This window comes from Chryseobacterium scophthalmum (assembly GCF_900143185.1).
Taxonomy (GTDB): Bacteria; Bacteroidota; Bacteroidia; order Flavobacteriales; family Weeksellaceae; genus Chryseobacterium; species Chryseobacterium scophthalmum.
The window spans coordinates 201,804-224,550 of the sequence record NZ_FSRQ01000002.1 but is presented as its reverse complement, the minus strand read 5'-3'; the positions used below and the strand labels follow the sequence as shown (position 1 = coordinate 224,550).

21 protein-coding genes are annotated in these 22,747 nt (G+C 33.7%); 9 read left to right on the top strand and 12 right to left on the bottom strand.

The genetic code is table 11. The features are described 5' to 3' along the window. Nucleotides 1-30: 30 nt before the first annotated feature. From BUR17_RS11160 to BUR17_RS11145, 4 genes are all read right to left on the bottom strand, one after another. Nucleotides 31-2,184 carry a TonB-dependent siderophore receptor gene (locus BUR17_RS11160; RefSeq protein ID WP_074230457.1) on the bottom strand — a complete coding sequence of 718 codons (2,154 nt, stop codon included), beginning with the start codon at nt 2,182-2,184 and terminating at the stop codon, nt 31-33. A gap of 158 nt (nt 2,185-2,342) precedes the next feature. Beyond that, entirely contained in the window at nt 2,343-5,417 is a 3,075-nt protein-coding gene (gene secA, locus BUR17_RS11155) for a preprotein translocase subunit SecA (protein WP_074231183.1), read from the bottom strand. A gap of 118 nt (nt 5,418-5,535) precedes the next feature. Then, the gene (locus tag BUR17_RS11150; protein WP_027382805.1) at nt 5,536-5,757 is read right to left on the bottom strand and encodes a DUF2795 domain-containing protein; all 222 of its coding nucleotides are present in this window, start codon (nt 5,755-5,757) and stop codon (nt 5,536-5,538) included. A 139-nt stretch (nt 5,758-5,896) separates the two neighbouring features. Continuing rightward, nucleotides 5,897-6,919: a GDP-mannose 4,6-dehydratase gene (locus tag BUR17_RS11145; protein ID WP_074230456.1), complete on the bottom strand. Its 1,023-nt coding sequence runs from the start codon at nt 6,917-6,919 to the stop codon at nt 5,897-5,899. Nucleotides 6,920-7,088: 169 nt separating this feature from the next. Here BUR17_RS11145 and BUR17_RS11140 point away from each other — a divergent pair, with 169 nt between their 5' ends. Further along, nucleotides 7,089-7,886 carry a DUF2797 domain-containing protein gene (locus BUR17_RS11140; protein WP_074230455.1) on the top strand — a complete coding sequence of 266 codons (798 nt, stop codon included), beginning with the start codon at nt 7,089-7,091 and terminating at the stop codon, nt 7,884-7,886. 24 nt (nt 7,887-7,910) lie between these two features. Next, complete coding sequence (locus BUR17_RS11135; protein WP_074230454.1) at nt 7,911-10,610, top strand: AsmA family protein; 2,700 nt, start codon at nt 7,911-7,913, stop codon at nt 10,608-10,610. A gap of 33 nt (nt 10,611-10,643) precedes the next feature. Here BUR17_RS11135 and BUR17_RS11130 read toward each other — a convergent pair whose 3' ends face one another. Next, the gene (locus BUR17_RS11130) at nt 10,644-10,988 is read right to left on the bottom strand and encodes a hypothetical protein (protein ID WP_074230453.1); all 345 of its coding nucleotides are present in this window, start codon (nt 10,986-10,988) and stop codon (nt 10,644-10,646) included. A gap of 161 nt (nt 10,989-11,149) precedes the next feature. On the opposite strand from BUR17_RS11130, the gene BUR17_RS11125 reads away from it, so the two are divergent. Then, nucleotides 11,150-11,341 (top strand): hypothetical protein, encoded by a 192-nt coding sequence (locus BUR17_RS11125; RefSeq protein WP_074230452.1) that lies wholly within the window; start codon nt 11,150-11,152, stop codon nt 11,339-11,341. Between the two features lie 133 nt (nt 11,342-11,474). After that, on the top strand, nt 11,475-12,518 hold the full coding sequence (locus tag BUR17_RS11120; protein ID WP_074230451.1) for a PA0069 family radical SAM protein: 1,044 nt from the start codon (nt 11,475-11,477) through the stop codon (nt 12,516-12,518). A gap of 97 nt (nt 12,519-12,615) precedes the next feature. On the opposite strand, the gene BUR17_RS11115 is transcribed toward BUR17_RS11120, so the two are convergent. The 6 genes from BUR17_RS11115 to BUR17_RS11090 all read right to left on the bottom strand — a co-directional run bounded on the left by BUR17_RS11115 (nt 12,616) and on the right by BUR17_RS11090 (nt 18,737). Further along, the gene (locus tag BUR17_RS11115; protein WP_074230450.1) at nt 12,616-14,265 is read right to left on the bottom strand and encodes a DNA repair protein RecN; all 1,650 of its coding nucleotides are present in this window, start codon (nt 14,263-14,265) and stop codon (nt 12,616-12,618) included. A gap of 71 nt (nt 14,266-14,336) precedes the next feature. Then, complete coding sequence (gene porD, locus BUR17_RS11110; RefSeq protein ID WP_074230449.1) at nt 14,337-15,236, bottom strand: type IX secretion system protein PorD; 900 nt, start codon at nt 15,234-15,236, stop codon at nt 14,337-14,339. 38 nt (nt 15,237-15,274) lie between these two features. Further along, a complete protein-coding gene (gene coaBC, locus BUR17_RS11105; protein WP_074230448.1) occupies nt 15,275-16,477 on the bottom strand; it encodes a bifunctional phosphopantothenoylcysteine decarboxylase/phosphopantothenate--cysteine ligase CoaBC in 1,203 nt (400 codons plus the stop codon). Nucleotides 16,478-16,648: 171 nt separating this feature from the next. After that, the gene (locus BUR17_RS11100) at nt 16,649-16,972 is read right to left on the bottom strand and encodes a DNA-directed RNA polymerase subunit omega (protein ID WP_074230447.1); all 324 of its coding nucleotides are present in this window, start codon (nt 16,970-16,972) and stop codon (nt 16,649-16,651) included. Nucleotides 16,973-17,014: 42 nt separating this feature from the next. Next, complete coding sequence (locus BUR17_RS11095; RefSeq protein WP_074231181.1) at nt 17,015-18,010, bottom strand: outer membrane protein assembly factor BamD; 996 nt, start codon at nt 18,008-18,010, stop codon at nt 17,015-17,017. Nucleotides 18,011-18,107: 97 nt separating this feature from the next. Further along, nucleotides 18,108-18,737 carry a TetR/AcrR family transcriptional regulator gene (locus tag BUR17_RS11090; RefSeq protein ID WP_074230446.1) on the bottom strand — a complete coding sequence of 210 codons (630 nt, stop codon included), beginning with the start codon at nt 18,735-18,737 and terminating at the stop codon, nt 18,108-18,110. A gap of 94 nt (nt 18,738-18,831) precedes the next feature. Between BUR17_RS11090 and BUR17_RS11085 the strand changes: the two genes are divergently transcribed. The 4 genes from BUR17_RS11085 to BUR17_RS11070 all read left to right on the top strand — a co-directional run bounded on the left by BUR17_RS11085 (nt 18,832) and on the right by BUR17_RS11070 (nt 21,349). After that, nucleotides 18,832-19,458, top strand: a complete 627-nt coding sequence (locus BUR17_RS11085; RefSeq protein WP_074231179.1) for a TatD family hydrolase — start codon at nt 18,832-18,834, stop codon at nt 19,456-19,458. Beyond that, entirely contained in the window at nt 19,451-20,176 is a 726-nt protein-coding gene (locus BUR17_RS11080; protein WP_074230445.1) for a tRNA threonylcarbamoyladenosine dehydratase, read from the top strand. Before BUR17_RS11085 ends, BUR17_RS11080 begins: the two co-directional genes overlap by 8 nt. Then, complete coding sequence (gene rnpA, locus BUR17_RS11075) at nt 20,176-20,550, top strand: ribonuclease P protein component (RefSeq protein ID WP_074230444.1); 375 nt, start codon at nt 20,176-20,178, stop codon at nt 20,548-20,550. The genes BUR17_RS11080 and rnpA overlap by 1 nt, the downstream gene beginning before the upstream one ends. A gap of 193 nt (nt 20,551-20,743) precedes the next feature. Beyond that, entirely contained in the window at nt 20,744-21,349 is a 606-nt protein-coding gene (locus BUR17_RS11070; RefSeq protein WP_074230443.1) for a DUF4126 domain-containing protein, read from the top strand. A 15-nt stretch (nt 21,350-21,364) separates the two neighbouring features. On the opposite strand, the gene BUR17_RS11065 is transcribed toward BUR17_RS11070, so the two are convergent. After that, nucleotides 21,365-22,114, bottom strand: coding sequence for a nitrilase-related carbon-nitrogen hydrolase (locus BUR17_RS11065; RefSeq protein WP_074230442.1), 750 nt, complete (start codon nt 22,112-22,114; stop codon nt 21,365-21,367). Between the two features lie 99 nt (nt 22,115-22,213). On the opposite strand from BUR17_RS11065, the gene BUR17_RS11060 reads away from it, so the two are divergent. Next, on the top strand, nt 22,214-22,651 hold the full coding sequence (locus BUR17_RS11060; protein ID WP_066675442.1) for a DUF6646 family protein: 438 nt from the start codon (nt 22,214-22,216) through the stop codon (nt 22,649-22,651). Nucleotides 22,652-22,747: the final 96 nt, after the last annotated feature.

Genomic DNA, 22,747 nt, shown 5'->3' with positions numbered 1-22,747 from the left:
AAACTACGGGTGCAGTTTGGCAGTGTTTTTTTAAAATTTATAAGCGATTGTTCCTAAGAAATTTGCCAATTTTTGAGGATTTGCTGTCGAATATCCAGTCCAATAATGTTCATTCGTGAAATTATCAACTTTAACTCCGATTCTGAATTTCTTGGCATCATAAAATGCATTAGCATTCAAAACAAAATATTTTGGTAAAATAAAATCTCCTGTTACATTGTTGTCACTAGCATAATTTCCACCAAATCCGAAACCTAGACCTTTTACTTTTCCGTCAACAAATTGATAAGCCAAGTTGAAATTTGCATTCCAAAAAGAACCCGCTGTTGTCGGTCTTAAATCTGTGGATTCATCTACTGTATCGTTATAAGCGAGACCCCCGACTAAAGAGAAACCTTTTACAAGGTATGCGTTAACCTCCAACTCAAACCCTTTACTAAGTGTAGAAGCTGCTTGTTTTTGTACAGAAACAAAATTTGGAGCATATTCTCCCGTGTAAAGCAATTGGTTTTTCACTTGGATGTTATAATAAGAAACCGTTGCATTAAATCTATTATTAAACAAACTTGCTTTGAAACCCCCTTCAAACTGATTTCCTGTTTCAGGGTCTGATAAAGCTGTACTTCCGGCTATATCAGAAGTATAATAACCATTAGACTTGAACGAGTTTTGGTAATTTCCGAAAACCGAGAATTTCTCCTTTACAATTTCATAAACAATTCCTGCCTTTGGAGAAAATGCTGATTGATTGAATGCTTTCTCTACATTTGTTCCATTCATTCCGCCTAAATAATCGTTGTTTTCATAACGAAGTCCTGCCATAATATGCAAGTTTGCAATAGGAGTAAATAAATTGGAAATATATCCTGAATAAGTATTCAAATCTCTTAAATAGTCCCAAGTTGAAAAATTTGCAGAATTTGCATAAAGTGCAGACAAAGCATCGGCGTTCATTCCAGAATAATCTGCCCCCGAAACAGGTACAGTATCAAAATTTGAATTCAAATATTTATAACGTAATCTTTCTGTTGTTCTCATGTAATCAAAACCCACAACCGTTCTGTTTTTCATTCCGTTTGAAAAATCATAATTGAAGTTGAAGTTTTGCTGAATCTGGAACCAAGCTTTTTTACTACCGTTTGTAGATTGGTCTGCTCTGGCAACGCTATAAGAAGAAGATGCATTATCATAACCAATCGAAAAATAAGGATTGTAACCATCTGAATACGAATCAGAATTATTGATATAGGTATTTGACGTAATATTATCGTTGATTTTCCATTTCACGTTTCCGAAAACATTGGAATTTCTTGCCGTCATATACAAATCTTTTCCAGTGTAAGATTCTTTATAATCTAAACCTGCCACTTTTTCCAAATCTTTCATATTATCGATTCCGTTCAAAGTTTTCGGCGAAAGATAGAAGAAATAAGGATTTGCCGTTACTCGGTTTCTGAATAACTCATAGTCTACATTCAACTGAAGTTTGTCGGAAACATTCCAAGTCAAACTCGGGGCAAATGTTGTATATTGATTTTTTGCGTCAGTTTTTGTGAAGTTTCCTTCATTTGTATAAGCTGTATTTACACGGAAAAGCAAGTCTTTTGTAATCGGAGCATTAATATCTGCAGTTGCTCTGTAAGTATTATAAGTTCCTGCAGAAGCTGAGACAGCACCAAAGAAATTTTGCTGAGGTTTTTTGGTAACTCTATTTATTAGACCACCGTAAGAAGCTACTGTACTTCCGTAAAGTGTTCCTACAGGACCTTTCAGAAATTCTAATGTTTCTACATTTATTGCATCGATTGTAGATGTAACAGGTGCAACTACACCATTTCTGGTAGAAGCTTGTGAAGGAAAACCTCTCAAAACGAAGAACGAGCCACCATCTCCTGCTCTTCCTGTTGGGTTCCACATTTTCTGCAAACCAGTTACATTTCTGTAGGCATCATCAACGGTGAAAATATTTTCATTTTCCAAAATCCCTTTATCGATAGAAGAATAGACTTGCGGATTTTCGATAAATTTTATTGGCATTTTATTGGAAGATTCAGTATCAAGCTTTTTCACCATTCTATTGATGATAACTTCTTCTATATTTTTAGAATTTGTAGAATCTTTTTTCTCTTGAGCAAAAGCAAATACAGATGCCAATAACGAAGCAGAGATCAATAATTTATTCATGTAATACCTAATTTTTTTTTGCAAATATATTCTTTTTAATTATTCTAAATAAGATAATGAATTGATATTTGTCATATTTATTTAATAAGTATTGTTCTATAAATAGCAAAAACCCGCTTCAAATGAGGCGGGTTTTTGTGAAATCTATAATTTATCTCTTATGCGGGAATTTCTCCTCTGTATAAGAATGAAATAATTTCTTTGTTCATCTTGTCTACCATTTCACTGAAAAGGTGGAAAGATTCTTGCTTGTAAATTACCAAAGGATCTTTCTGTTCGTAAACAGCTCCTTGAGAAGATCTTCTCAAATCATCCATTTCACGAAGGTGAAGTTTCCAATTTTCATCAATGATTGATAAAGTGATATTCTTTTCAAAATCATTAATTAAACTGTCACAATTTGTATCGTGAGCCTCTTTAAGATCTGTAACGATGGTTAAAGTTTTTACTCCATCTGTAAAAGGAACCTGAATCATTTTAAACATAGAACCTTGGTTCTGATATACATTCTCAATAATCGGGAACGATTTTTCTTTCAATAAGTTCAGTTTCATGTTATAATCATCCTGAGCCGCTTTGAATAGAATATTGGTAAGTTCCGGAACTTGTTTTGATTTAAAATCATTTTCAGAAACCGGAGATTCCATCGTGAAGTTTTTAATTATTTCAAATTCAAAATCTTTGTAATTTCCAGTTGCTTTAGCTTTGCTTACAATAGAGTTTGAAACATCAAAGATCATATTTGTAATGTCATACTTCAGGTGATCTCCAAACAAAGCATTCTTTCTTCTTTTGTAGATTACGTCACGTTGCTTATTCATTACGTCATCGTATTCCAAAAGTCTCTTTCTTGTTCCGAAGTTGTTTTCTTCTACTTTTTTCTGAGCTCTTTCGATAGATTTACTGATCATAGAATGCTGAATTACTTCACCTTCTTTATGACCCATTCTGTCCATCATTTTAGCGATTCTCTCAGAACCGAATAAACGCATCAAATTGTCTTCCAAAGAAACATAGAATTGCGAACTTCCCGGATCTCCCTGACGTCCCGCTCTACCTCTCAACTGTCTGTCAACACGTCTAGAATCGTGTCTTTCTGTTCCAATAATTGCTAAACCACCCGCTTCTTTTACTTCTTTAGAAAGCTTAATGTCGGTACCACGACCTGCCATGTTTGTTGCAATTGTTACAACTCCTGGCTGACCTGCTCCGGCAACGATTTCTGCTTCTTTTTTGTGAAGTTTTGCATTCAACACCTGGTGTTGAATTTTTCTTAGCTGAAGTGCTTTTGAAAGTAATTGTGAAATTTCAACAGAAGTTGTACCTACCAATACCGGTCTTCCGGCTGAAGTTAGGTTTTCAATTTCTTCAATTACTGCGTTATATTTTTCTCTGTTGGTTTTGAAAACCAAATCTTGTTTGTCGTGTCTCTGGATCGGACGATTGGTAGGAATTACCACTACGTCTAATTTATAAATCTGCCAAAGTTCTCCAGCTTCAGTTTCTGCTGTACCTGTCATCCCCGCAAGTTTGTTGTACATACGGAAATAGTTCTGAAGGGTAACTGTCGCAAAAGTCTGAGTTGCTGCTTCGATTTTTACACTTTCTTTAGCTTCAATTGCCTGGTGTAAACCATCTGAATAACGACGACCTTCCATAATACGACCGGTCTGTTCGTCAACGATTTTTACTTCACCGTCAATTACAACATATTCATCATCTTTTTCGAATAATGTATACGCTTTCAATAACTGGCTCATGGTATGAACTCGCTCAGATTTTTCAGCAAAATCACTGAAAAGCTTTTCTTTAGCTTCAAATTCTTCTTCTTTAGATAAATTTTTAGCTTCTACTTCAGCGATTTCAGTTCCGATATCCGGAAGAACGAAAAAGTTAGCATCAGAATTTCCTTGAGACATGTATTCAACACCTTTGTCTGTCAAATCAACCTGATTGTTCTTTTCCTCAATGACGAAGTATAAGTCTTTATCTACAATCGGCATGTCACGGTTGTTATCCTGCATGTATTGTGCTTCAGTTTTTTGAAGCAATGCACGGTTTCCGCTTTCCGATAAGAATTTAATTAATTGTCTATTTTTAGGAAGGCCTCTGTAAGCCTGAAGTAATTTGAATCCTCCTTCTTTAGTATTTCCTGCAGCGATTAATTTTTTAGCTTCATTAAAAATTGCAGAAACAGTTTTTTTCTGTACTTCAACGATTCTGTCGATAGAAGGTTTTAAAAGATCAAATTCTTGTCTGTCTCCTTGAGGAACCGGACCAGAAATAATTAATGGAGTTCTTGCGTCATCTACCAATACCGAGTCAACCTCATCCACAATGGCAAAGTTTAGTTCTCTTTGTACCAGTTCTGTAGGAGAAGTCACCATGTTGTCTCTCAGGTAATCAAAACCAAATTCGTTGTTGGTTCCATAAGTAATATCTGAGTTGTATGCTTTTCTTCTTCCGTCTGAGTTCGGTTGGTGATTATCGATACAGTCGATAGACATCCCGTGGAATTGGTACAATGGTCCCATCCAAGCCGAGTCTCTTTTTGCAAGATAGTCATTGACTGTTACAACGTGAACTCCTCTTTCAGGAAGAGCATTTAAGTAAATAGGAAGTGTTCCCACCAAAGTTTTACCTTCACCGGTTGCCATCTCAGCGATTTTTCCGCTGTGAAGGATAATACCACCGATAAACTGTGTATCGTAATGTACCATATCCCAAAGCACAGGTGTTCCCGCTGCGTTCCATGAGTTTTTCCAAACTGCCTGATCTCCCTGGATTTCAATGAAATCTTTTCCGGCAGCAGCCAATTCTTTGTCCCAATCTGTTGCAGTTACACGAATTTCCCCGTTTTGAGCCCATCTTCTTGATGTTTCTTTAATCAAGGCGAAAGCTTCAGGAAGAACCTGCAAAAGAACTTTTTCTTCAATCTCGTAAGAATCTTTTTTCAAAGCTTCTATTCTAGAAAAAAGCGCTTCTTTCTCGTCAACATTGGTAGAGTTTTTTATTTGCTCTTTAATTTGTTCTATCTGCGCTGTGATACTTGCTGTCGCTTCTTTTATTTTAGATTTAAACTCGGCAGTTTTTTCTCTCAAACCATCATCAGATAATTCTCCGACACTTGGCTCAACAGCTTTGATTTTTGTTACAACTTTTTTTACTTCCTTTAGGTCCTGCGCTTTTTTGTCTCCCAAAAACCCTTTAAGAACTTTATTTAAAAAACTCATAGAATTTGATTTAAGCTCAAAGCTTATTGCTTTAAGCATATTAAAATTACACGCTTTGGTGTGTATTATATATTTAAAAAAGCTTTAAGTATACCACCTAAAGCTTAAATGCTTTTCATTAATATTCGTCTTCGTTCCAAAGATAATCTTCATCTGTTGGATAGTCGCTCCAAATTTCATCGATAGCATCATAAATTTCTCCTTCATCTTCGATTGCCTGAAGGTTTTCTACCACTTCCATTGGTGCACCAGTTCTTATTGCATAGTCGATAAGTTCTGCTTTTGTCATCGGCCAAGGTGCGTCGCTTAAATATGAAGCTAATTCTAATGTCCAGTACATAATTTATTATTTTTTGCAAAAGTATAAAAATAGCTTATATTATAAACTTTTTTTATGACTTGATTTTCAATTCTTTTGTTAATTTTTGTCTATATTTTACTGCAAATGCTTTTATGAGTGCAATCGCAGTAGGTTGATGTCATTTTCTCAAAAACCATTCCACAAATTTTTTTGTGCCATTTTGGAAGTTTGTGGTGGGATTATAACCAATCAGATTTTTAGCTTTTGTAATGTCTGCGCTGGTTTTCTGCACATCACCCGGCTGTAATGGCAGTATTTTTTTGATGGCAGTTTTATTAAGATTTTTTTCAATTTCTGACAACATTTCAGATAAAGTGACAACTTCGCTCTCACCTAAATTGATAATTTCATAGATGTCGTAATTTTTCTCTAAATAATTGACTGATTTTAAGATTCCATCAATGATGTCGTCTATATAAGTGTAATCTCTTGCTGTGTTTCCATCTCCGTAGAAAGGGATTTCTTTGTTTTCTGAAATGAGTTTTGTGAATTTGTGAATCGCCAAATCAGGTCTTTGTCTTGGTCCGTAAACCGTAAAAAACCTAAGCTGAATGATGTCTATTCCATATAAACTGTGATAAACATGTCCTAAAACTTCTCCGCTTTTTTTTGTTGCCGCATACGGTGAAATGGGTTGGTCTACATTATCAGTTTCAGAGAACGGAGTTTTTTCATTATTGCCATAAACACTTGACGATGAAGCGCAAACAAACTTTTTAATATTAAATTGATTGCACAGTTCCCAAAGATTCATTGTTCCGCGAACATTGACCTCTTCATATTCTAAAGGTCTTTCAATTGAAGGACGTACTCCGGCAAGAGCTGCCAAATGGATGATTAAATCAATCGGATGATTTTGAAATATTTTCTCTAAACCATTTTTGTCTCGGATATCCTGGAAATATAAAGTGTAAGATTCTGATTTTGAAATAGAAATTAAATTTTGAATATCATTTTCTTTTTCAGAAAATTCAAAATCAAGATTTTTTTCAAGAGAAGCTAAAGTATTTTTAATTTTTATCTTATAATCATAAAAATCATCAAAATTGTCAATGTTTATGACAGAATGTCCTTCTTTCAATAATTTTTCTATTAAATGAGAACCAATAAATCCGCTTCCTCCTGTTACGAGATATGTCATCTGAGTGTTTTAGTTACACAAAAGTATAAATTTAAGAATTTCTTTCCTTTAATAAATTGATAATATTTAAAGCTAAATAAAATGGGGATCAAAATTTAAAGAAAAGCATTTAAAAAACGATGATGTGAATGTTTCTTGTTTTTGTACTTTTACTTTTAAATTATTTAACATGCAGTTTCAAGGGCAAATTTTAAAAATGACAACTTTCAATGATCAACCTATCCAATATTATCTTAATCTTTCATGTGATCTTATTCATATGAATGAATTGTTTGGTAAAGAATTAACGATAAAACATACAGGTTTCCAATGTGTAAATTGTGGATTAGATAAGACCATCTACAGAATGGGATTTTGTAAAAGTTGCTTTTTTGAAAGTCCTTATGCGAGTGACACAATTATTCGTCCGGAACTTTCTACAGCGCATTTGGGAATTGGCGAAAGAGATTTGGAAGTAGAAAAACAAATCCAATTGCAGCCACATACCGTATATTTAGCTTATACAGGAGATGTAAAAGTGGGCGTGACAAGAAATACACAAATTCCGACACGATGGATCGACCAAGGCGCAACATTTGCTTTACCGATTGCGAGAACAGAAAACCGATACGAAGCCGGGATGATAGAAGTTGCCCTGAAGGAACATCTTGCCGATAAAACCAACTGGAGAAAGATGCTGCAGGATGATTTTGAGGACGAGATAGATTTGATAGATTTTCAGCAGAAAATAAGAGAATATTTTCCTGATGATTTTCAGAAATTCTATTCTGAAGGTGAAGAAATGTGGAAGTTTGATTATCCATTTTCAAAACCTGAAAAAGTTGCTTCATTCACTTTAGATAAAAAGCCTGAGTTTACAGCGGTATTAAACGGTATTAAAGGACAATATCTGAGTTTTGAAGGTGGAAACTTTATGAACGTAAGAGGACATGAAGGATATGTGATTGAGTTGACTGTGAAAAATTAATCGACTGTATTTAAATGTATAATAATGAAGAAACCTTGGGTTAAAAAGCTTTTGATAGGTCTGGGAATTGTTTTCGGGCTTGTTCTGATTGCCAATTTCGGACTTAATATCTGGCTGAAAACCCAACTTCCTGATTATATCAAAAAAAATACAGCTTACAAGGTTTCGTACAAATCGCTGGATGTAGATTTGGGAACCGGAAATATTTTTGCAACCGGAATCACTGTCAACAATAAAGATCCGAAAAACACTAATGTTATTGGACTTCAGGGAACAATTGATACTTTAAAAATCAGTCGTTTTGGAATTTATGATGCATTGTTTAATAAAACAATAAGCTCATCAGATTTACTGCTTTCAAAACCGAATCTCAATATTATTTTGGCAAAACCCGTCGACAAAAAAACGGGTAAAAAAAGAAATCCTGTCAATTTTGAAAATATCAGAATTAATAAAGGAACAATCAATGTTTTTAAATATACCAAACAGAAGTTCGTAGGTGTAGATGAGCTTGATTTGTTTGTTGAAAATCTTCAGATGACAGAAGAATCTGTAGAAAATAAACTTCCTGTTGTTTTTGATCGCTACAGTATTCGCGGGAAAGATTTTTTCTTCCAGCCGAATGATATTTATACTTTAAAAATTGATAAAATTGCTACTGCAAATGGGCAAATGTCTGTTGAAAACCTTCAGTTGACACCGATTATTTCATTTGAACAGTTTAAAAAAACTTATCCTAAAAAAACGCAAATGTTTCAGTTCAGTATTCCTAAAATGAATTTTAAGGATATTGTTCTGAAAAAAAATAAAGTTTCATTAGCAAATGCAGACTTTCAAAATCCTTTTATAAAAGTTTATAAAACAGGAGTTTCTGCTGTTAAAAAAGTTGAAAAGAAACGGAATTTTGAGCTTAATTTAGATGATATTCAATTGAATCATGCTAAAGTTCAGGTTGTAAAAGCTGATGAATCTGATTTGTTTTTTGTGGAAGATTTAAATGTTAATATCAATAAATTAGAGCTTACCAAAGAAAGTTCGAAAGAAGTGATCCCTGTACTTTACAAAGATTTTAAAATTGCAGGAAAAGGAATTCATTACAATGATCAGCAAAATATTTCTGTTGAAAGTTTTATTCTAAATCCGAAAGGCGGGCAAATCCGAAACATTGTCGCAAAACATACCAGTTCATCCAAAATGGGAATGGATTTTAAAACAAATCTGGTTCAGTTTGCCATCAATGATTTCAAATTTGTTGATAGGAAATTAAATCTCGACGTTAAAGATGTTCTGATTGATGGAATTAACGGTAAAATTACTGCAGGAAATGCTGTTCCGAAGAAAAAAGAAGCAGTCACAGGAATTCAGTTTCCGATTGTGGTAAGAAAAATTTCAGTTAAAAATTCAAATATTACTTACGAAAGCAAAAATCAGCCTTTAACTTTTAACGATCTCAATGCAACTGTTAATCAGCTTGAGTTGGTAGAAAATACAGCCAAAAACGGAATGGCGGTAAAAGTGAAAGATTATTCACTCTCAACCAGAAATTTTGTGTACAAAACAAAGTTCTATAAAATGAACGTTGCTGCTTTAGCTTTAAGTAAAAATAAAATTGATGTCAATCAATTTACCATGACGCCATTGGTTTCCAGAGCCCAGTTTATCAGAATGATTCCTGTGGAAAGTGATTTGTATGATATTAAAGTAAATAGTATTTCGGCACAAGGAAATTGGGATTTATTCTCTGAAAATAAATTTATTAATGCGACCAATGTTACGGTAAATTCTGCCAATGCCAATATTTTCAGAAGTAAAATTCCGGCAGATGATCCGAAAATAAAACCTTTGTACTCTAGAATGTTGAGATCGATTAAAGTTCCGATGTATATCAATAATTTAAATCTAAAAAATTCGATTTTAGAATACGAAGAAGATACCCCAAAAAGCAGCGGACCAGGAAAACTGACATTCAGTAATTTTAATATGAATGTAAAAAACCTGAACTCTGCTAAAATGAAAGGAAAACCCACTAATGTACAAATCAAGATCGACTGTATGTTTATGAAATCTTCACCACTCTCCGTGAATTGGGGTTTCAATACGGCTGATCAGGGAGATCGTTTTACAATTGCGGGTAATTTAGACAATATTCCTGCGACGGCTTTAAACTCATTTGTCGTGCCTTATCTAAGTGTTTCGGCAACGGGAACAATTCAGCAGATGCTTTTTAATTTTAAAGGAAATCCGAAAGGAATTGGAGGAACATTTAATATTAAACATAAAGATCTTAAAATTTCGATTTTAGATAAAAACAGCAAAGAGAAAAAAGGAGTTTTGAGTGCGGTTGCCAATATTTTCATTAAAACAGATTCGGGCAAGTTTCCGGAATCGGTTGTGGTAGAAGGTGTAGAAAGAGATCCTACAAAATCATTTTTCAATATGTTCTGGAAAGGTATTGAAGATGGTTTAAAGAAAACGTTAATCGGAATAAACATTGACAAAACTAAAAAGACCGTTGAAGGAGCTGTAAATACAGTGAAAGATGTGAAGAGTAGCGTGAAAGACGTGAAAAACTCTGTGAAACAGGCAAAGGAAGATATTTCTAAAGAACTAGCTTCACCTAAAACCAATATACCAAAAGAGGAAAAGAAATCTGAAAAGCCAAAAGAAAAGAAAGGCTTGTTCAAAAAAATATTTAAGAAAAAAGAGAATCCCGAAACTGAATAATTTCGGGATTTTTATATATTGATTGAGTTTGATTTAATATTCGTCGCTCTCCTGAATCGGAATAGCACGAAGGAAGGTGTCAAATTCCTCTCCTGGATAATTACTTTCTGCACCATAAGAATCAATGATAATTCCTAGATTTTGCTCATTATCCTGCAATACATACAAAGCAACATTATCATCCGGATTACTGTCGCCTTCAAAGCGGTAAGTTTTCAGAATTGATAATTCTTCCGGAAGATAATTTTTTTCAGAGTTGTCATATTTCATTTGGCATTGCTCGTTCATTCTGAATTCTTTGTGAATTCCCCTTTTTCTCAAGGTTTCCATGACCTGACTCAGGGTTGTCATTTGGTCATTGTTTTCTGATCTTTCCATAATAATATTTTAGTTAATTACTACAATTATTAAACCATAATTGCACAGGTTTATTTTAATTCAGCTTTAACAAATTCCTTTAGATATTAACAAAATTTGTTGTTTCAGAAATATAAAAAGGTACACTATTTGATATAACACAATACAAAATCGTAAAAAACATGAAAAAAGAAGTAGGAGTTTTACTGGCAGGAGGAGTAGGTCTTTTGGCAGTATTAAGTTTTTTAAGCGTAAAGAAAATTTTAAGTAAAAAACATAAAAAATATAACGAGTACTATTCAGATCATCACAGACATTTTGATAAAAAAAATGTTGAAGACGATCATGGTATCGAGTTTTTCGCATTAAAGTAAGAAGTAGTAAATAGATATAGATTTTTTTAAAATCCAGCATCCAATTTTATTGGTGTTGGATTTTTTTTTGTGGAAAACTTTAATGTTAAAATTTATTATTTTAGAATGAAAGGTTTATAATTTTACATCAGAAATGCAGAACGAAAATATCATAAAAGGACAAGGAGCTCAGCGAAATGTAATCAACCGTTTCGACAGATTTACTTTTGAGCCTGAAGATGAAGATTTCGAATTAGTTAAAACGTCTTTTACAGAGGTTTTTCCTAAAACAATTGTCAATCAGGTGAAAAGCGAAGATTTACCGATGGAATATTCCATGAATCCTTATCAGGGTTGTGAACATGGATGTTCTTATTGTTTTGCTAGACCAACACACGAATATTGGGGTTACAGCGCCGGAATTGATTTTGAAAGAAAAATAATGGTCAAGAAAAACGCTCCGGAATTATTAGAAAAATTTTTCAAAAAAAGAGGTTATAAACCGGCACCCATTTTAATGTCGGGAAATACCGATTGTTATCAACCCGCCGAAAGACAATTTGAAATTACCAGAAAACTTCTGCAGGTTTGTCTTGATTACAGGCATCCCGTAAATGTTTTGACAAAAAATGCATTGGTTCTTCGTGATATAGATATTCTGAAACCAATGGCTGAGCAAAATTTAGTTTCTGTATCATTGAGCATTCCGACAATCAATGAAGATTTGCGCAGGAAAATGGAGCCTCGAACTAGTTCGACAAATAATAAACTGAAAGCGATAGAATTACTTTCTGAAAATAATATTCCGGTTAATGTTATGGTTGCTCCTATTATTCCGGGGCTGAATAGTGATGAACCTTTGAATATTTTAAAAACAATTTCTGAAGCAGGAGCTCAGAGTTTTGGTTATACTTTGGTAAGACTGAATGATACGGTAGAACCTGTTTTTGTAAAATGGATTGAAACTCAGTTTCCGGACAGAGCGCAGAAGGTTTTAAATTTAATCCGTTCTATGCGTGGCGGAAATTTAGGAGATAAAAGATATTTTGAAAGACAAAGAGGCAGTGGAAATATTGCGGAAATGATTCATAATACTTTCAAAATCGGAAGGAAAAAGTTTTTCGACGGGAAAGAATTTCCGAAACTTTCTACCGAAGGTTTTACAGGAACTAAAGAACAGCAACTGAGATTGTTTTAATTTTATTTAAAGCAAAAAAAGACTTTCGAGAAAACAAAAGTCTTAATATTTTAAATTTAAACCATCAACTGACAACTATCAAACCATCAACAATTTCTTATCCAATTAATTCTTTTGCTTGCGTTAATGCGGCTTCGGTGATTTTACTTCCGGAAATAAGCTGCGCAATTTCGTTCAGTTTCTCTTCATCGTTGAGCGGAATAATCGTTGACTGAGTTTTTCCGTTAATATCCTGTTTTACAACTTTGTAATTGTCATTTCCTTTTGCAGCAACCTGTGCTAAATGAGAAATAACGATCAGCTGCATATCTTCAGACATTTCGCGCATCAGATTTCCGATTTCTTCGGCTACTTTTCCTGAAACTCCGGTGTCGATTTCGTCTAAAATCAAAGTTGGAAGCTCGTCGCTTTCAGCAATGATTTTTTTCACGGCAAGCATTACACGGGATCTTTCACCACCTGAAATGGCTGTCTGAATAGGCTTTAAAGGAAACCCTGAATTTGCCTGAAATAACAATTGAATATTTTCTTTTCCGAACTGGTTGTATTCTGAAGCATCACTGATTTCAATATCAACTTTTGCTTTTTCAAGTCCGAGTTTTTTAAGTAAATCTTCTGCTTTTTTAATGAAAACAGGAATGCTTTTTTTTCTGTTTTTCGAAAGTTTCTGGCTTAAAGATTCCAGAGATTTTTCTTTTTTAGAAATGTTTTCAAGAATTTGTGCGATGTACGCTTCAATTTCTGCAGTTCCTTTCTGTTCGCCTGAAAGCTGATCTCTGATTTCTTTTAAATCTTCAATATCAGAAACATTATGTTTTAAAAAAAGGGTATTTATTTTATTGTTGAATTCTAAAAGTTGGGCTAAAGTTTCGGGATTAATTTCAATTCTGTCGGCTTCGTCTTCCAATTCCGAAAGGATATCCTTGATTTCTACAAAAGACGTTTCAAATCTTTCGTTAAGCTCTGCAAAGTTGGTCGAAACTTCTGCAATTTTAGAAAGTTTAGATTTAGCTTCATTAAAAAAAGAAAGAATTCCTATTTCTTCCTGATGAAATCTGGATAAAAGCTGTCCTAAATTTTCTGAAATCATTCCTGCATTTTCCTGCATAGAAAGCTGATTTTGCAGGTCTGGATAATTTACATCATCCATTTTCATATCTTCCAGCTCGCTCAAAAGAAATTGCTTATAATCACTTTCTTTGGTATTTTCTGATAGCTGAGTCTGAAATTTTTTAAGCTGAGTTTTTAAAGTCTGGAATTCATAAAAATCCTGTTGGTAATTTTCAATCAGGTTTTTATTATCCGAAAGTCCGTCGATGATTTTAAACTGATATTCTGACGTAAAAAGATTTGAGGTTTCAAACTGAGAATGAATATCAATCAACTGAGAAGTCAGTTCTTTCAAGATATCCAAAGTTACCGGAACATCATTGATGAACGCTCTTGATTTTCCTGAAGGCAAAATTTCTCGTCTGATAATTGTCTGATGCTCATAATCGAGATCATTTTCAATAAAGAATTTTTTAAACTGATTGTTCAGTTCAAATTCTGTCTCAACGATACTTTTTTCTTCAGTTTTTGAAATTGATTTTATATCTGCTCTTTCTCCTAAAACCAATCGAAGAGCACCGAGAATAATCGATTTACCCGCACCAGTTTCACCGGTAATTACCTGTAAACCATTTTTTAAAGATACTTCGAGAGCATCAATAAGGGCGAAATTTTTAATGTAAATTCTTGAAAGCATAGATCAGAATCAGATTACGTTTATTAGTGCAAATATAAAATTTACAAGTCAGAATTCAAGAATTATGCCTGTTACTTCCACTTATTCCATCTGGATTCTGTGTTCTTTGGAGAGAAAATAATCATCTGTTGCTTCAACGTACCGATGTTTACAGCTCCGTTATTTCCGGAATTGAAAATATTGAATATCTCATCTGCTTTATTATCCATAAAAAGATTGAAGAAATAATTTTGCTGGAAAGAGTTTTCGTAGGTTTTAAGCTGCATTAAAGCATCAAAAATAATCTTCTTTGCCTGTGTTTGGTCCTGATTAAACAATCCGTCTAAACCAGCTCTGTGATAAGTGTAAATTGTAGAACGCAATTGACTCATATTCGGATTAAGAATCTCACCAATTAAGATAGAACGGCTCTTAGGCTCATTGATCTGATTCCAGCCTTCATAATTTCTATTTTGTGAGTTTTGGGCAATCTGTTGCGCTTTTGAAAACCACTGAGTTCCACCCATCGACTGAAAACTGTCTGCATCGTAGCCTAAAATAAGGTAAACATAAAAGCTGATCACATCGATTAAGTTTTTTCCCGAAAACTGTCTTTCGTTGAAGATAAGATTTTCGTTTTCAGCATATTCGAAAGCAAATCTGGTGTCCTGAAGATTTAAAAGTGGAGATTCGTATGAGCTGCTAAATACAGGACGAACCGCCTGAACAACTAAAATTCCTTTAAATCTGTTTCCATCTCTCTCGCTGAGAACAATTGAAAAATTTGATTTTATTTTTTCAAAATTCTGAAGTCTTTTCCCTGTCCAGCTTGTGTTGTTGATGAAATCTCTGAGGCTTTTCTCCAAAGCTTTGTAAGCCTGTGTGTTACTTCCGCCCAATTGCTGAGAATTTACATTAACTGTAGCCAGAAGTTCCTGAGAAAACCCAAAATTGAATACAATCAGAAAAAAGAGTATGATTATTTTTTTCATTTGACAAATTAAAAGTTGAAAACGGAAATTTATAACATTTATTTTAAAAACTGAGCTTCAATACAATCGAGAATATCTTTAGCGACATTTTCTTTTGATTTTAAATCAAATTCCATTTTCTCTGTTTTGGTAAATATCTTTATTTTATTGGTGTCATTTTTAAAACCGGCACCTTCGTCACGAAGTGAATTCAGAACAATCATATCTAAATTTTTCTTCACCAGTTTTCCTTTTGCATTTTCTTCTTCGTTCTGAGTTTCCAAAGCAAATCCAACTAAAAACTGGTGCGCTTTTTTATCACCCATCGTTTTCAGAATATCCGGATTTTTAATGAGTTCTATTGAAAAAGTATCTTCGTTTTTTTTAATTTTTTCTGAAGCTACTACTTTCGGGGCGTAGTCTGCGACAGCCGCACTTGCGATTCCTATATCGATGGTATCATAATATTCGAAAACTTTATCGAGCATTTCTTTTGCTGATGTAATTCTGTGTAAATCGATATTTTCATGTTTTGGATTCAAAGAGCTCGGTCCTGAAATCAAAATTACTTTTGCTCCTCTTTTTGCAGCTTCTTCAGCTAAAGAAAAACCCATTTTTCCTGAAGAATGATTCCCTATAAAACGAACAGGGTCAATGGCTTCGTAGGTTGGTCCGGCTGTAATTAAAACCGTTTTTCCTTGCAAATATTTTTTTTGATCTGAATTAAAAAATTCTTCAATAGTTTTTACAATCGTTTCCGGTTCTGCCATTCTTCCCTGACCGACTAAACCACTTGCCAGTTCACCACTTTCTGCAGGAATTACAGTGTGACCAAATTCTTCGGCAAGTTTCAGATTGTTTTTAGTTGAAGGATGTTGATACATATCCAAATCCATCGCAGGAGCAATGAAAACTGGGCATTTTGCAGACATATATGTTGCAATCAACAAATTATCACAAATCCCGTGAATCATTTTTGCCAAAGTATTTGCTGTACAAGGCGCAACAATCATTACATCTGCCCAAAGTGCCATTTCAACATGACTGTTCCAGGTTCCGTTGTCGCTGTAAAACTCTGTATAAACAGGATTTTTTGAAAGCGTGGAAAGACTCAGCTTGGTCACAAAATGTTCTGCATCAGGAGACATAATTACCTGAACTTCGGCGCCTTTTTTTACCAAATCTCTAATGAGGAAATGAATTTTGTAGGCAGCTATTCCACCAGAAACGGCAATGAGAATCTTTTTCCCGGAAATACTCATGTAGATTTTTTTAAAGGACTAATTTACTGATTTTTTCAAGAATGTCTTTATCTTAATGGTCAGCATTTTATCTGCAATTGAGAATTTAAACAGAATTGATATATACAAACAACAAAAATCATAGAAGAAACGAATCTTCTATGATTTTATATTTTATAAAAATAAAATTTATTATTTTCTTTCTTCAGTCTTTCTGAAATATACATCATCGTCTAACCATTCTTGGATAGCGATAGATGTTGGTTTTGGAAGTTTTTCGTAATGTTTTGAAATTTCGATCTGCTCTCTGTTTTCAAAAACTTCTTCCAAAGTAGAGTTGTGAACAGCAAATTCGTCTAATTTATTGTGTAATTCAGTACGGATTTCTGCATTGATCTGCTCTGCTCTTTTCCCCATGATCACAATAGCTTCATAGATTGAACCTACTTTATCTTCAATCTTATCTTTATCGTAAGTAATAGTATTTACTTCTGCTTTTGTATCTTTTACGCTCATTTTGAGAAAATTATTTTATTTATAAGGTGGCAAATTTACGAATTATCTTTGGATTTTGAAAGTCGCCGCAGGAGGAGGTGTCTGTAACGCTGCACTATCCCTCTGAATCTGCATTGCTTTCTTCTCGTTAGCAATTTGTTCTTTTATTTGCTGTTCTGTTTTATTCTGTTCTGCAAGCTTATCCGCAATCTTTTTCTGTTTTGCGGTTAGTACTGCAATTTTTTCGTCCATTTGTTTTTTAGCGACAACAAAATCTTTCTTTTCTTTTTCAAGCTTTTGTCTTAAATCTAAAGCTGTTTTAGAATATTCTGTATCGGGAAGTTCTTTTTCAACCTGTCTTGTAAAAGCTAAAGCGCTTTCAATACGCTCACCTTTTAAGTCATAATTTGAACCTAAAGCTAAAGAATAACGCGCCTTCATCATATAATCATAGATTTTCGGACGAAGCTTTGTACTTGGAAAATCATCTAAAACGTTTTCAAAAGTAGTAACTGAAGCTTTGTAGTCTGCCATTTTGAAATATTGTTTGGCATTTTCGTAAGCTTTGAATTCTAATTTATATGAAAGCTCATCAATCATTGTATTGATGTTTTTTGATCTTTCAGAATTAGGATATGCATTCAAAAACTCCTGAAGTTCATTAATTGCCAATTCTGTACTAGACTGATCTAAGTTATAATCCATAGAACCATTGTAGTAACACAATGCAGACATGTATGCCGCTTCTTCTTTTCTGTTATCCTGAGGGAAACTTACTGAGAAGTTTTTAAACTGATTTCCAGCCAGTCTGTAGTTTTTATCGTAATAATTAGCATAGGCAGAATTGAAAACCACATTCGGTGCATCATCTGTACCTGCAACCAAATTTGGAAGTCTGTCATAAAGTGCCAATGCATTTTTCCACTTCTTTTTAGCAAAATTTTCGTTTGCAGCTTTAAGAATAAAGTTTTTGTCTGCACTTCTCAACGCTTTTTCCTGCTGACTTTTGCACGATGCCAAAACAGCAATGGCGAAAATACCTAAAATATACTTTTTCATATAAAATGTAACAGTTTTCGGGTTTACCGACCTATTAATTTGCAAAAATATAACTTTTTTGCTAAAAGATTTTTTTTTATGATTATTTAACGTAAAATTAGTCTGCTGCGTATCCCAAAATAGCAAAAACATTCATTAAGAGATTCATTCTCACCTTTTTTTCGGCTTCTTTGGTGTAAGATTCATCATCTTTGTGAGGAACATACAGCTCGTAGAAGTTTTTATTTCTGATGACAAACAAGGTAGAACCAAGTATTGTGGTAAGGATATCCTCGGGTTTTGGTGTAAATGTGAAAGCTCCTGAAGTAACCCCTTTTTTGATGACTTCATCTAATTTTCTTACAAAAAGCTGATAAAAATCAAGTAACTCGTCTTTAAGATTCTCTGTATGACGAAGTTCCTGAGTGACAAAACCATGAAAATAGTTATATCTGAAAAGCTGGCTGACAATATATTTGATCATTTCCTTCATCTGCATTTCGGGTCTGCCATCTTTTATGGTGTCTGCAAATTCAGAAAAATTCTCTCTTGTTTTTAATACTCTATACTGATATAGATAAGACATCATCTTTTCTTTAGAGCCAAAATAATACGAAATCATTGCGACATTGATATTGGCTTTTGTGCTAATATCTCGTACAGATGTTCCCTCATATCCTTTCTTAGCGATGAGTTCTTCGGCAATATCAAGAATGTGAATTTGCTTCTCAGAAAACTTTTTTCCCATGACTAGGTTTTTAGTAAAGTTAAGACTTTTTAACATATCTGTAAACAGATGTTTAATAATTTTCAATCTTACGGTAATTGTAGTATTTTTGAATATGGAATTTTTTGATTTTCATCATCATAAGAAAAACATAAGTAAAGGGATTTACAATCTGGAATATGGTGAAGCTCCACCGGAATTTCCATATTCAATAGGAATTCATCCTCAAGATATTCAATTGGAAAATATTGAATATCAATATGATTGGTTAAATTCTAATATTACTGAAAATTGTTTTGCGATTGGTGAATGTGGACTCGACGGATTGATTTCTATCGAACAAAAAATACAGGAACAAGTTTTTAAAAGGCAAATTGAAATTTCTAATGAGTTTCAAAAACCTTTAATTATTCATTGTGTAAGAAAGTTCTACGAAGTGATTTCTTTCAAGAAGATTGCAAATCAGTCGATGATTATTCATGGTTTTAATAAAAAACAGAGTATTGCTGATGGTCTACTTAAAAATAAATTTTATTTGAGTTTTGGAAAAGCTGTTTTGTATAATCTATCTTTGCAGAATGTTTTAAAGACAATTCCATTAGACAAAATATTTTTGGAAACTGATAATGAAGATTTTAATATCGAAGAATTATATATAAAGGTTTCAGAATTAAAAGGGATTTCTTTAGAAAGACTTAACGAACAAATTTCAGAAAATTTAGAAACGATTCAGCATGGATAAAGTTTGGCTTGAAAGAACAGAATTATTGATAAAAGAAGCAGGTGTTGAAAAATTAAACAAAGCCGCTGTTCTGGTTGTAGGTTTAGGTGGAGTAGGTTCTTTTGCTGCTGAGTTTTTAGCGAGAGCCGGTGTCGGAAAGATGACGATTGTAGATGGAGATACTGTAGATATTACAAATATTAACAGACAGCTTCCTGCTCTGCACTCTACTGTTGGAAAACATAAAGTAGATGTTGTTTCAGAAAGATTGATGGATATTAATCCGAATCTTGACCTTATAAAAGTCAATGAGTTTTTGAACCCTGAAAGAATGGCAGAAATTCTAGATGGTGGAAATTTTGATTACATATTAGATTGTATTGATAGCGTTAGTCCGAAAGTATCATTGATTATTGCTGCAAGACGCAGAAAAATAAAAATTGTAAGCTCGATGGGAGCGGGCGGAAAATCTGACCCGTCTAAGGTTATCGTTCGTGATATCAGCAAAACACAGCATTGTCATCTTGCGAGAGAAGTAAGAAAAAGGCTGAAAAAAGAAAAAATAGATAAAGGAATTCGTTGTGTGTTTTCAGATGAAATTCAGGATGAAGATAGCTTGAAAATGACTGACGGAAGCAATTATAAAAGATCTTTTTATGGAACCATCAGTTTTCTTCCTGCAATTTTTGGTTTGTACGCAGCTTCGGAGGTTATCAATCACTTACTGAAGAAAGATTAATGTCTGAATTTAAATATCCGAAAGAAGAAAAACTCAAAAAAGAGAATGAGATCACTTTACTTTTTGCAAAAGGTAAGTGGAGGAGTTGTGGAAATTTGCGCATTATCATTCTTAAAAATAATCCGGATCTACAAAGTGAAAATGTAAAACTAGGAGTTTCGGTTTCTAAAAGGTATTTTAAAAAAGCAGTGTACAGAAACCGGGTGAAAAGGCTTTTAAGAGAATGTTACCGCTTAAATAAAGATCTTTTTAAAACGAGTTTTGGAGATAAAACAATTGCTATGCTGTTTTGGGTATCGAATGAACTTCCTGAGAAATTTCAGGATGTGGAGGCAGAGTTTATTAAATTATGTCAGTCTCAGAAAAAATCATAAAGATTACAACTTATCAACTATAAAAGGTTGCGCTCCGTAGGAGCGCAACCTTTCGTTTTTCATTCTTTTCTACAAAGTTTCGGCTCCGAAGGAGCCGAAACTAAATCATTTTCAATTATCAAAAATCACACTTAAAAATTTGAACTTTAGGTGTTTATATTTTTTGTAGCTTTAAGCAAACAATTGATGACTTATGTTAGATCAAATTCCCTATCTTCCGTATGTTTTGAGTGCATTTATTGGTATTGGACTTGCTGCAGCAACAGGTTTCAGAGTTTTCTTACCTATGTTTGCGGTGAGTTTAGCATCTTATTTTCAATGGATTCCTACTCATGAAAGTTTTGAATGGCTTTCTGGTCTTCCTGCATTAATTACTACAGGAATTGCTACTTTAGCAGAAATTTTAGCTTATTATATTCCGATTGTAGATCATTTACTCGATACTGTTTCTGTTCCGATGGCGACGATTGCGGGTTCTGTACTTTTTGCAAGTCAGTTTGCAGATTTAGGGACATTTCCACAGTGGGGATTGGCTTTAATTGCAGGTGGAGGTACTGCGGCGACAATCAGTTCCGGATTTGCAGGAATTCGCGCGGCTTCCACAGCGACAACGGGTGGAATTGGAAATCCTGTTGTGGGAACTACAGAAACTGCAGGAGCAGGAATTATGGCAACTTTAGCAATGGTTGCTCCGGTAATCGCAGCTTTTCTGGCAATTATTACGGTGATCGCTGTCGTGATTTTAGGTAGAAAAGCTTTGAGGAAATTAAGAAAGCGAAAAGAAGTTTTGAATAATTAAAGTTAAAAAAAGATTTTATTTTATTTCAAAAATATCCCGATCGTTCAAAAACTGAAAATGATTTCTGAAATCGTTAAGCTCTTCTAAGTTTAATTCGGCAGAAACTAAATTTCCTTTTTTCTGAGAAATTTCTTTACCATCAGCAAAAAAACAATGTGAACTTTCCTGGTAAAAAAGATCATTTCCATCGGGTCCTATTCTGTTTAAACCAAAAACATACGATAGATTTTCAATTGCTCGAGCTTTCAATAAATGTTCCCATGCTCCGACTCTTTTTTCCGGCCAATTGGCAACGTATAAAATAGCATCATAATCGTCGTTATTTCTTGCAAAAACAGGAAATCTCAAATCATAACAAACCTGTAACAGAAAACGAATTCCAAGATATTCTACGATGACTCTGTTCTTTCCTGGAGTATAGATTTTATCTTCGCCAGAAAAGGAAAACAAATGTCTTTTATCGTAAAATATTATTTCAGAATCTGGCTTCACAAAATACATTCTGTTAAAAAACTGATCATTAACTTTTATAGAAGCACTTCCTGAAAATGCTGTATTTTTCTCTTTTGAAATTTTCTTTAAAAATTCCAGCGATTCTTCATTTTTATCTGAAACTTCAGCAGCATCCATACAAAAACCTGTAGAAAACATTTCCGGCAAAAGAAATAAATCTGCCTCTTGATTTTGTAGCTGATTTTCAATCAACTGAAAGTTCTCGATTTTATTTTTCCAGATAATATCCTGATTCAATCCTGTAATTTTCATATTTCAAATTCAAAACTTGCATAAAATTACAGTTTTTAAATGGTTTCGGTTTTATATTTGCTGCAAATTGTGATTAGTAATAATTTAAAATTAAAATCTATGAAGAAATTGGTTTTTATGTTGATGGTTTTTGCCGGAGTGGCAGTCAGCGCACAAGCCTACACCGGAAAAGGGGATCAGAAAGTTAATTTGGGATTCAATGCATGGGGTTATGGAACGGGAATTACCGCGACTTACGACTATGGTTTAAACCAGTTAATATCTGTCGGAGCCGGAGCAAATGCTTATTTTGACGGATATAAAGATAATAACGACGATAACAGGGTTTTTATATTTGGAAGAGTTAATTTCCATTTAAAGGAAGCTTTAGAATTGCCTGAAAAGCTTGATATTTATCCGGGAGTTGATCTTGGAGTTCTTGGCAGAGATTTCGGTATTGGAGCTCACATTGGCGCAAGATATTTCTTTACAGAAAAAGTTGGTGTTTTTGCAGAAGTTGGGAATAACGGAAGTTTAGGAGTTTCTTTCAATTTTTAAAAATCAGCCACAATATATGACAAAGCTTCTCATTTAGAGGAGCTTTTTTGTTTGGCATCCTTTTGATAATTGTTACCTTTGCAAATTAAAATCTAA